Source organism: Orenia sp. (assembly GCF_055140805.1).
This window is the reverse complement of record NZ_JBSQYM010000152.1, coordinates 1-11,063: the sequence shown is the minus strand read 5'-3', so window position 1 is coordinate 11,063 and position 11,063 is coordinate 1. Positions and strand designations below refer to the sequence as shown.

At 31.2% G+C, this 11,063-nt stretch carries 10 protein-coding genes and 3 tRNA genes; all 13 read right to left on the bottom strand.

The annotated features are described in order from the left end of the window. A partial coding sequence (tilS, locus tag ACTCDL_RS12950) for a tRNA lysidine(34) synthetase TilS (protein WP_463177428.1) occupies positions 1-991 on the bottom strand: 991 nt, incomplete at its 3' end. Between the two features lie 138 nt (positions 992-1,129). After that, entirely contained in the window at positions 1,130-3,520 is a 2,391-nt protein-coding gene (gene spoIIE / locus ACTCDL_RS12945; protein ID WP_463177424.1) for a stage II sporulation protein E, read from the bottom strand. A gap of 275 nt (positions 3,521-3,795) precedes the next feature. Then, positions 3,796-3,872 (bottom strand) — tRNA-Met (locus ACTCDL_RS12940). A 32-nt stretch (positions 3,873-3,904) separates the two neighbouring features. After that, a tRNA-Met gene (locus ACTCDL_RS12935) sits at positions 3,905-3,980 on the bottom strand. Positions 3,981-4,071: 91 nt separating this feature from the next. Next, positions 4,072-4,160: transfer RNA gene (locus ACTCDL_RS12930), tRNA-Leu, on the bottom strand. Between the two features lie 172 nt (positions 4,161-4,332). After that, a complete protein-coding gene (locus ACTCDL_RS12925) occupies positions 4,333-5,214 on the bottom strand; it encodes a Ppx/GppA phosphatase family protein (RefSeq protein ID WP_463177421.1) in 882 nt (293 codons plus the stop codon). 2 nt (positions 5,215-5,216) lie between these two features. Beyond that, positions 5,217-5,783 carry a DUF501 domain-containing protein gene (locus ACTCDL_RS12920; protein ID WP_463177418.1) on the bottom strand — a complete coding sequence of 189 codons (567 nt, stop codon included), beginning with the start codon at positions 5,781-5,783 and terminating at the stop codon, positions 5,217-5,219. A 478-nt stretch (positions 5,784-6,261) separates the two neighbouring features. Continuing rightward, the gene (locus ACTCDL_RS12915; protein WP_463177414.1) at positions 6,262-6,633 is read right to left on the bottom strand and encodes a S1 RNA-binding domain-containing protein; all 372 of its coding nucleotides are present in this window, start codon (positions 6,631-6,633) and stop codon (positions 6,262-6,264) included. Positions 6,634-6,725: 92 nt separating this feature from the next. Continuing rightward, the gene (locus tag ACTCDL_RS12910; RefSeq protein ID WP_463177408.1) at positions 6,726-8,879 is read right to left on the bottom strand and encodes a Tex family protein; all 2,154 of its coding nucleotides are present in this window, start codon (positions 8,877-8,879) and stop codon (positions 6,726-6,728) included. A 104-nt stretch (positions 8,880-8,983) separates the two neighbouring features. Beyond that, positions 8,984-9,304, bottom strand: coding sequence for an FtsB family cell division protein (locus tag ACTCDL_RS12905; RefSeq protein ID WP_463177401.1), 321 nt, complete (start codon positions 9,302-9,304; stop codon positions 8,984-8,986). A gap of 74 nt (positions 9,305-9,378) precedes the next feature. Further along, the gene (gene yabQ, locus ACTCDL_RS12900) at positions 9,379-9,795 is read right to left on the bottom strand and encodes a spore cortex biosynthesis protein YabQ (RefSeq protein ID WP_463177395.1); all 417 of its coding nucleotides are present in this window, start codon (positions 9,793-9,795) and stop codon (positions 9,379-9,381) included. Between the two features lie 53 nt (positions 9,796-9,848). Then, on the bottom strand, positions 9,849-10,112 hold the full coding sequence (gene yabP / locus ACTCDL_RS12895; protein ID WP_463177388.1) for a sporulation protein YabP: 264 nt from the start codon (positions 10,110-10,112) through the stop codon (positions 9,849-9,851). A gap of 126 nt (positions 10,113-10,238) precedes the next feature. Further along, complete coding sequence (locus ACTCDL_RS12890) at positions 10,239-10,424, bottom strand: hypothetical protein (RefSeq protein WP_463177385.1); 186 nt, start codon at positions 10,422-10,424, stop codon at positions 10,239-10,241. Between the last annotated feature and the right edge of the window lie 639 nt (positions 10,425-11,063).

The following is an 11,063-nucleotide window of genomic DNA, read 5'->3' as shown; positions in this document are numbered from 1 at the left end:
AGATGTGTATAAGAGACAGAATCACCTCATCATAGTTCAAAATAACTATTATTTCTTGAGGCAAATTAAGCCGACTTCCAGTTTCAGAATTTTTAATTAAATCTAAAACTAAATCAATATGATCATAATAAATATCCTGATAACTTCCTTTTAAAATTTTAATACCCTCTCTAATAATTCTTCTTTGTATTGCTAAATTTAATTCTAATAATTTTTCGGAATTTAAGATCAATTTTCCATTACTTTGATTTATAGTTAATTCAGTCAACTTACTCATTGTATAATTTTCTAAAAAAATTTCTTCTTCTCTTAGCAGGTTTGCCGTCTTATTTAATGTAGAGACTAGGTTATTATTATATTCCTCTATTAATAAAGGTATTAAATTTAATCTAAGTTTATTTCTAAGATATATAGTCTCTAGATTACTCTTATCAATTCTTGGATTCAAGTTATAATCTTCACAATAAACTTCTATCTCTTCTCTAGAGATTTCAATCAATGGTCTAATAATCTTTCCTTGTTTAGGATAGATCCCACTTAAACCCTTCAATCCCGCTCCACGTAAAAATTTCATTAATACAGTTTCAGCCTGGTCATTAGCATTATGCCCAACAGCAATCTTATTAACATTCAATTTTTCAATTAATCTAAAGAAAAATCTATATCTAATTTGACGGGCTGCATCTTCAAGGGATAAACCCTTTTCTTCTTGATAGGCTTTAACATCATAAGATTTGACAGTAATAGGAATATTCCATTCTCTAGCTACCTTCTCTATAAATCTGGCATCTGCTAGAGATTCTTCACCTCTAATCATATGATCTAAATGAGCAATATGTAAATATAATTCATATTCTTCCTTTAATCTTTTTAAGCTATGTAATAAAGCAAGGGAATCAGGACCCCCTGATACCCCTATTAAAATTCTATCCCCATTATTAATTAATTTATATTTCTCTATAGTAGATTCTACTTTAGTTAACAAAGACATTTATTCTATATCCCCTCTAAAAACCGATTTGAAATCAAGTTTATGTACAAAAGATAAATCCCAAAATAAAACTTCTATACGGTTTTAAATTCTACAAAAATCTATTTTTTCCTGCTTAATTTACTTATTTATTCTATCTTAACATTTATCAACCCTAATTACAAGTACAGTCATATCATCTTTTAGCTCATCATTCTCTGATTGAGCCTTATCAAGAATATATTGTGCTAAAGATTGAGGATCATTAATAAGGTTGTTCTTAAGGACCCTAAGAACCCACTCTTCTTTAATAGTTAAATGTTGGTTACTATCTAAGACACCATCAGTCATCATAATGATTAAATCCTTATCTTGTAACTGTAATGAATTAGGCTCTATATCAACTTTGTTTAAAATACCAATTGGCAAAGTGGTAGACTTAATCATACTAATATCAGAAGCTCTTTTTATAAAACTAGAAGCTGATCCCACCTTTACAAATTCAGCTTGCCCAGTTGTTTGATCTACATTAAATAAATCTACAGTTGCAAAGGAATCCTCACAAGACCTTAATCCTAAAGAAGAATTAACTATATGTAAGGCTGATTCATAATCGAGACCAGCTTGTAACATCTTCTGTAATAAATTTACAGCAGTTCTGCTCTCCTGAGAAGCCTTAGCACCTACACCCATTCCATCACTTAAAATAGAGATAAACTTGCCATCTCTTTGTTTGAAGAAGGTATAATTATCACCTGAAATATCTGGATTAGAGCTCAAACTAGCTACTCCATACTTAAACTGATAATTAGCTCCTGGAGCCAATTGGCAGATACAACTTCTTTTCCCCAATTCAGCACCACATTCATTCCAAATCATCTCTAAATTTAAATCTAATTTACTATTAAGCAAAGGAATCATCTTCTTAGCACAGGTACTATCTCCATTACAACTATTCTTTCTAATAGTAAACTCTAACTCTTCGTTATTATAATTTGTAGCTAGAACCTCTTTAACCATAAATCCATTATTCTCTAAAATAGAGTATATCTTATTCTCTATCTCATCTTCTGTTCTAATCTCTACTTTAAATTCTTTAGATAATTTATTTATTACTTGAGACATACCAGATAATTGATCTAATAAGATTCTCTCACTACTCTCTAGTCTAGCTCTCCAATAGTTATTAAGCTCATACATCTTCACAAACTCATTAATTGCTGTTGCTAATTTTATCTTTCTTGAACAACTGATGGTCATAATATTTGTCAAATCATCCACTGTTACTTTTCCCCTATTTTCAGCTATTAATAACAGATCAAATAAAGAATTATAAGTCTTATAAAAAGAGTTATTCCAACAAGAATTATACAAATCACATTTAGAACATACTTTATCGGTTAATAAATCTAAAAAAGAACCTATATTCTTTACTTCTTCTCGTTCAGTTACCCCTAACTCAACAAAAGAGCTAGATAACTCTGTGAATATATTTGAAAACTCTTCCATTCTGTGAGAAATAAAAGATTGCAATTTCCTATCCTCTAATCTCAAACCTCTATACTTATCATCAATCAAAAGATTTAACGCTGGTAATAAACTGTTGGGGGTTAATAGCAATAATAAAGCAGAAATTAACACCTCTTTTAACAAAACCATATCAGAAATGGCTTCATTCATAAAGATAAGATAGATAATATTACTTAAAACAAAACCAAGGATTACTCCTAACTTTTTCTGTTTTTTAAAACTACCTGCAATTAAAGCAGACAAAGCATAACTACCTATTAATGGAGTACTATCTAAATGAGAAATACTGTAAAAGAAACCCAATAATACCCCTACTATGGTAGCTAAACCTGTCCCACCAGTTAAAGCTATAATCATAATTAAATAACTACTAGCTACTCGTACCAAATTAATAGAAGCAATCTCTTCAACAGGTAGACCTCCAATAGATAAAGCAATTACTATAATAGTAAAGATCAAAATCATTATATTTTTTTGACTCTTATTCTCTAAATAAATTAAAAAATCTGGTAATATTCTCAGAGATAATAAGGTCATTAAAAATATAATTAGAACTTCAGAAATGACTAAAATTACATTTGAAGTAGACGAACTTAATATTAATTCAGGAATCTGACATAATAAAATACTCAATCCTGCTAATAACGAGTATTTTAACGGCTTACAATCATCTAGATAATTACTAGCTATTACCAATAAAACCATACTAATGATATACTTAATAGCTAAAAATTCTAACTGAAAAGCATATCCTATAGATACACCCACAAATATAAATAACAATCTTGATACTCCCGTTATCTGCTTTTTAACTTGGTATAAAAATAGAGCAAAATAGACAAATCCAAAAGGTGTCAACCCATCTAAAATAGTAGCTCGTCCAAATAAAAAAGCAATTAAAGACAAGGTCACATTCATATAAGGTATACTATTTAAGGTTACAAAAAAAGAACTTTTTTTAGATTCTTTATTTGTAAAATCACTCTTTCTCTGATAAATAGGTAATTCTAAACTTCCCAAAACGACCCCTCCTCTTTATTACATTAATTGTAAATTTTATCCTTATTATACATCTTCCAAAGATAAAATTTTGTCGATAAAGAGAGATAATCGTTCAAAAAATTAAGACAATAAAACTCATCTATTACCATAATTATCCCATAAATAAAGATTTAAATATATTCTTTTAGGTTAATTTGTTACATTATATATTTTGTATAGGTGAATATACTGAAAAAGACACCATCTAAAAGATAGTGTCTTTAATCTATATGTACGTTTATTAAATTCAAATTTGGTAGCGGCGGAGGGATTTGAACCCCCGACTCTACGGGTATGAACCGTATGCTCTAGCCAACTGAGCTACACCGCCATGTATATAGTTATTATAATAAACCTTCATTTTGGTTGCGGGGGCTGGATTCGAACCAACGACCTTCGGGTTATGAGCCCGACGAGCTACCAGCTGCTCCACCCCGCGACAATAAAGTTCAGTTAATAATTAAGAATGGAGAGTTAATAGTTATTAAACACTTTTAATTCTTAATTTTTAACTCTTAACTGTTTTAAAATGGTACCGAGGGTCGGACTCGAACCGACACGGGAGTTAAATCCCACCGGATTTTAAGTCCGGTGCGTCTGCCTATTCCGCCACCTCGGCAAATCACTTGTTTAAGGACAATTTCCTCAAACGACAATAGCTATTATATTATATATAATCCTATTGGTCAAATATATTTACAACCAAATATTAGTTTTAAATCAAATTAACTATTTATTACTAACTATTACTCCTTATATCTATTATATACTTAGTTATTCTGTTTAAAAATTTAATTAAGAGTATCTATCACTACACCTTCTAAAATACTATCATCACTGACCTTAACTTTAGCTTGTCCACTTACCTCCATTATCTCTAAGAGTATGACTATTCCAGCTATAATTATATCTGCCCGTTTAGCATCTAACCCAATTATCTCTTTTCTTTCTACTAAAGATAATGTGCTTAAATTACCTAATATCTTTGTAATGTCTTTTTTAGATAAACTAGCTCCATGAATAACATCATAATCATAACTCTCTAAAGCTTCTCTAATCGATACCAAAGTAGTTACAGTACCTCCAACACCTATTAATTGCTCTATATTCCTATCTTTTAATACCTCAGCAATCATTATCTTAGATTCTCTTTTCATCTCTTCTAAATTCTCACCATAGCTATCTGTCAATCTAACAGCACCAAGATCAATGCTATTAAAATCATTTATCCCCTTCTCTTCACCAAAGATAAATTCTGTACTTCCACCACCAATATCAATGACTAAAATACGTTCTTTTAAATTACTAAGAGCTGATATAACACCTAAATAGGATAGCCTAGCCTCTTCAGTACCTTTAATCACCTTGATATCTATTCCAGTCTCACCTTTAACCCTCTTTAAGAATATATCCTGATTTTTAGCATCCCTAACAGCACTTGTTGCTACTGCTATAACTTTAGCATCATAATCAGCGATTATCTCTTTATACTCTCTTAAAACCTTAATTGTCCTCAAGATAGCTTTCTCGTTTAAATATCCACTCTGATGAATCCCTTCACCTAATCTAGGGGTTCTTAATCGGTTCACTAATTTATTCAATCCATCATTGTCCTGCTCAGCAATCAACAGCCGGACTGAATTAGTTCCAATATCAATTGCACCTACCCTCATCTCTACTCCTCCTCTAGACTTTCTTCCATACAACATTCTTCTGGTTCTATTTCTCCATACTCTTCTTCTAATAACTCAGCTACCATCTCTCCTACTGGATTCTTCCCATCAACTAAATAATGAGCAAAATGTGTATGTAAACACTTAATTCCTTCAAATTCTAAAATACCACCTACTCCAGATTCCTTTAAAACCTTATACTGCCCAGGATTATTCTCTTTTAAACCTTCTAACCTATCTTCCTTAACCAAACTCAACCTATAATTAGCATAATCTTGATGTGCTTCTTTTAACCTTTGAGCTAGCCCCTCATCACCTAAAATCTTATTCTGAACCTCTTGAACCAGTCCTTTACTCTCTAATTTTCCAATTCTATAATTTAACTCTGGGCAAGTTAACCATAATGTAGTTGGAAAGATTCCTATACTATCACCTTTATCCAAAATAGGTGCAGTAACTACTACCTGTGGACTTCCATTCTTACACCTTTTAATAATATCAACCAAATTCCTTGGTTTTCGCCCTAATTGTCTTTCCAATATCTTTATATCTTCTTGATTATAACCCATCAAACCACTCCTTTTTATATTTAGTATGTTAATAGATGGCACTAGTTAAACTTCTATATAGATAGTATCTGTTAATGGGGATATTGCGACAGTTTTACTTCAGTGTACAGTTGACGGTTGACAGTTAAATTCAAACCCTTTAAGGTCTTTCATTTTGGTCTTTTAACTGTAAACTGTACACCGTCCCTACGAGTTTAAAAACCAAAACTCTTCGTGTAAACCACTGTCAACTCAAAAAAGTGTCACACTATCTCTCTATTATATCAATTTATCTACTAAAATAAGTCCCTACCTTCTATTTTTCCCTAGGTGATATAAATAAAACACCCCCAATAATTGAGGGTGCTCTAATAACAGTCATTCAGTAAATTTTATATACAATAGATATATTAAAGTAATACATCTATAATATTACTATCATAAACCATAATAATGACTACCCATTATTAAAAATCTACTGATTTATAATAATTTATATTTATCTTATATTACCGCTTTTTTTATCTAAGCTACGTCTTAAATCTTGTTGTTTTTCACTACTTTCTTTCAAAAAGTCACTCATCATATCATCAAAAGATTTTTTAGGTGCCTGAGTAAACTTAGTTTTCTTATTAGCTTCAGATAATTGTTTAATAGATAATCCTATTTTACCATCTTTTCCAACAGAAATTACCTTAACATTAATTTCTTCATTAAGTTTTAAATAATTATTAACATCTTTAACATAAGCATCAGCTACTTCAGAGATATGAACTAGACCGCTCTCACCTCCATCTAATTCAACAAAAGCTCCAAATTTGGTGATCCCAGTCACTACCCCTTTTACAATACTTCCAACCTCAATTGACATGCTAAAAAAATTCCTCCTCATAAGATTTTATGTGTTTATAAGTATATTAATCCCTTACATTATATCCTATCATCTGTCAAGTGTCAAACAGTTTAAAAGTTCATAGTTAGTGATATCCTACCTCTTTGGGCATCAATTTCTAAAATTGAAACACTAACTATATCACCTACTGCTACCACATCCAAAGGATTTTTAATATACTTATCACTCAATTGGGAAACATGAACTAACCCATCTTGTTTGACTCCAATATCTACAAAAGCTCCAAAATCCACTACATTCCGTACAGTACCTTGTAATACCATACCTACTTCTAAATCTTCAAGTTTAAGGACATCGGTTCTAAAAATAGGCTTAGGCAACTCTTCTCGTGGGTCACGGTCAGGTTTTGCTAAAGCTGAGATTATGTCCCTTAAGGTCGGTAAACCAACTTTTAACTCTTCAACTAAATTAGTTAAATCTAAAGTTTTTATCTTATCTTGTAAACTTTTCAATGAATCCTTATTAGATAAATCCTCTAACTGAAAATTAAGTTTAGCTAACAACTTTTCAGCTACATGATAAGACTCTGGATGTATAGAAGTTTGGTCTAGAAGATTCTCACCTTCCCTAATCTTTAAAAACCCTGCTGCTTGGGTAAAGGTCTTAGGCCCTAAACGATAAACATCCTTTAATTCATCTCTACTTTTAAATTTTCCCTTCTCTTCTCTATATTTTATTATATTCTTAGCAACATTAGAATTGATTCCAGAAACATATTCTAATAAGGCACTAGATGCTGTATTCAAATCAACCCCTACATAATTTACAACAGACTCTACTACATCCTTTAGTGATTCTTCTAGCCTTGATTCTGTCACATCATGCTGATACATTCCTACTCCTAAATGCTTAGGAGCAATCTTGACCAATTCTGCTAAAGGATCTTGTAGCCTTCTTCCAATAGAGATTGCACCCCTTATCGATACATCTAAATCAGGAAACTCTTTAACAGCCAGTTTGGAAGCAGAATAGACCGACGCACCTGCTTCATTGACAATAATATACTTTAAATCCTTGGATAACTCACCAATCAATTCAACAACTAAGCTCTCTGTCTCTCGAGAGGCAGTCCCATTTCCAATAGCAATCACATCTATATCATACTCTTTAACCAAGACACTTAACTTCTCTTTAGCTTCATCCCATCTTTTTTGAGGAGGATGGGGGTAGATGGTATCATAGGAGATAAATTTACCAAATTCATCTAAAGTAGTTACCTTAGAACCTGTTCTAAAACCAGGATCAATTGCCATAACTCTTACTTTAGATAAAGGTGGCTGCAATAATAGATTTCTTAAATTTTTGGCAAATACATTAATCGCATGCTCCTCAGCCAACTCCGTTAGATGGCTTCTTACCTCCCTTTCGATAGCAGGAGCAACCAACCTATTATAAGCATCAATAAGGGCTTCTTCTATCTGTTCTGTAAATATAGACTTTTGCAAAATAAAGTTATCTTTTAATCTATCTAAAATATTTTGATCATTAGTCACCACTTTAACCCTTAAAATATCTTCTTTCTCTCCTCGATTAATAGCAAGAGTACTATGAGGGCGTACCTTCTTGATACCTTCCTGATAATCATAATATATCTCATAATCTGTTCTCTCTTCAACCTTACCTTCAGAGACTAAACTTCCAGATTCAAAGGTTAACTTTCTAGCTGTCTTTCTACTATATGGATCATCAGCTATATACTCAGCTATAATATCTCTAACCCCTTGTAATACATCTTCAGTGCTTTCCAGCTCTTTTTCAGGATTTATGTATCCTTCAGCTAACCCTTCTACATTACCAGAGGTCAGCTCTTGCCTTAAGAAAAGTTTAGCTAAGGGTTCTAACCCTCGTTCTTTTGCTTTACTTGCTCTTGTCTTTCTCTTTTGTTTGTATGGCCGATACAAATCTTCAAGCTCCTGTAGCTGAGTAGCTTGTCTAATCTTAGTTTCTAACTCTTCAGTTAATTTATCTTGCTTATCAATTGAATTAATCACTTCTTCTTTTCTACCTTCAAGTCTTCTTAAATAATCTAATCTCTCTGTTAATTCTCTTAATTGCTCTTCATTTAAACTACCAGTCACTTCTTTTCTATAGCGAGCAATAAAGGGAATAGTATTCCCATCATCAAATAATTCGATTGTTCTTTTAACTTGTCCTACCTTTAGATTCAACTCTTTGGCTAATTCCTTCTCTATATTAAAACTCAATTAACTTCCTCCTATCATAATTAAAATTGAGGTTGAGTTTAAGTATAAATAAATCTACCTTAAATTAATCTAACTATGCCTTAAACTTAAACTCAATATTAAACTTATTCGTCCACAATTATATAAAGCACCTCTCCTTTTTTGACCAAACCTAACTCTTCTCTAGCTATCTTCTCGATAAAGTCTTTCGAATTAATATGCTCTATCTGCCCCTGTAACTCCTTTTTACTTCTCTTCAAATTACTAATCTCATCTTGCAAAGCTGAAACCTTAGCCTCCATTACTTTCTTCTCTTGATTTCCTTGATAAAAATTATAAAGAATGGCAAAAAAACAGAATAAAACTACAATTAACACTAAACGTCTTAGTTTAATAGTTTTTGAAGAACTCTTATTATTCTTCTTTCTAATATTATACTTTTCCATAATGAATTCAATCCCACCTTATTAATGCTGAATGTAGTATTACTTCTTTCTCCATAACTAGTATCATTCCTGCATTACTCTTTAAATCTTGTTTTTAGCCAATTTTTCATCTTTATAATTGTCTTCTTAATATTATTATATATTAATAAAGTAAGATTTTTAACTTTACAGAGAATAAAATAGATAAATTCAATTAATTGTGAAAATAAAATAATAATATAACGACTAAATAACCAATAATAAATTATTTGTCCTAAAATAATCCCCAAAAAGACATATACTCTAATTACTCCTCCATTACTATAGATTAAAGCTATAAAGATAATTATAGTTACCATAACTGCAAATAATAAATCAAATATATTAGTAATAAGTTTCTTGGGCTTAGTCTGTCCCCTTAAGACCCGATAAAAATCAAATACTACCCCAACTACAATTCCAATAACCACCATATTTAAAAAGGTGAAGAATTGTAACTTTAAAGAGATCACCTTAGCACCTCCTAATATTGACTAAATAAATAACAAAAATAGGAAACTATTAATTATTTAAATAATCGTTTTATAAAGTTTTCCGCCTTCCCTTCTTGATCATATTTTAACCCTGTTACATATCCAGTCACAATCAATTGAGAATTCTCTAAATCCAAATGTTTCACATGCAAATTCTCTCCTAAAATCGTTAGATTACCCAAGTTACTCTCTAATGCAATCTCACCTTCAGTAAAATTAATAACTTCAGTCACACCTGTCAACTCTAATTGCTCTCTATTTGATAAGGTTAACATCTGTTCTTTATTATCTACCATCCAATTCCCCTCCTTAATCTTATAAACTTTAGAATCTAATTAATATTTATGAAATAGCAAATCAATCTATTCATTAACTCAAGGTTGCTAAAAAAATAAAAGCTTTCAGTTAAAAACTGAAAGCCTTTAGAAAGGATAATAGTCATCATTCCAAGGAAGATCATATCTATATTTTTCTGCAATACTCTCTAGAGCATCTTTTTGAATTTTAGAAGTAGAATCAAAATCATTCTGCTGTGCAATCCAATTATCCAGTTCTTCATCATATCTACAGTCAATAAATTGATCAAACTCACCTTTTCTACTTCTCATAAAATCACCCCTTAATAGAATTTAATAGATAACAGGTCTAACAAATATACATCAACTACTATTATTCTATCTAAATACTAAAAATTTTAATCTTATAGATTAAAATTTTATATCAATACTTTCGTGTCAGGAATCGGAAATCTGGAATCAGTCTGTTTTACTGATAACTGGTTGCTGACTGTTGATTCCTAAAAGTGTAAGTTGGTGTGGGAGTGTGAGTGAAATTCAATAGAAAGGCACTTCACACACACTCAAACTACTCACCGACACGAAAGTGTCGCACTATCTCCATTAAGTTTCATTTTGAATTTACATACCTATATAGATGTCCAAGTCTAAAGTGTAATTTAATGGATATATAGCGACATTTTATATCCATAGTTGACGGTTGACAGTGGACAGTTTACAGTAAAAAGACAAAACCCTATACTTTAAGGGCTTTTAGTGCTTTTGAACTTAACTGTCAACTGTTGTACACTGTTAACTAAGACACGGAAGTGTCGTAATCTCTTTCTATTGTTTCATTCTAAAATTGGATGACTATATAGGTGTCCAAGTCTAAAGAGAAATAAATCAAAACCTTTCATACCTCACTCTAACTCTCTCCTACCTTAGGAGAGAGGACTAAAGCATCTTTTA

Coding starts and splice junctions, on each gene's coding strand:
- ACTCDL_RS12915 (WP_463177414.1), bottom strand. CDS start 6,633: ATGTCAATTGAGGTTGGAAGTATTGTAAAAGGGGTAGTGACTGGGATC.
- ACTCDL_RS12920 (WP_463177418.1), bottom strand. CDS start 5,783: ATGGGTTATAATCAAGAAGATATAAAGATATTGGAAAGACAATTAGGG.
- yabP (WP_463177388.1), bottom strand. CDS start 10,112: ATGGTAGATAATAAAGAACAGATGTTAACCTTATCAAATAGAGAGCAA.
- ACTCDL_RS12890 (WP_463177385.1), bottom strand. CDS start 10,424: ATGAGAAGTAGAAAAGGTGAGTTTGATCAATTTATTGACTGTAGATAT.
- ACTCDL_RS12925 (WP_463177421.1), bottom strand. CDS start 5,214: ATGAGGGTAGGTGCAATTGATATTGGAACTAATTCAGTCCGGCTGTTG.
- ACTCDL_RS12905 (WP_463177401.1), bottom strand. CDS start 9,304: ATGGAAAAGTATAATATTAGAAAGAAGAATAATAAGAGTTCTTCAAAA.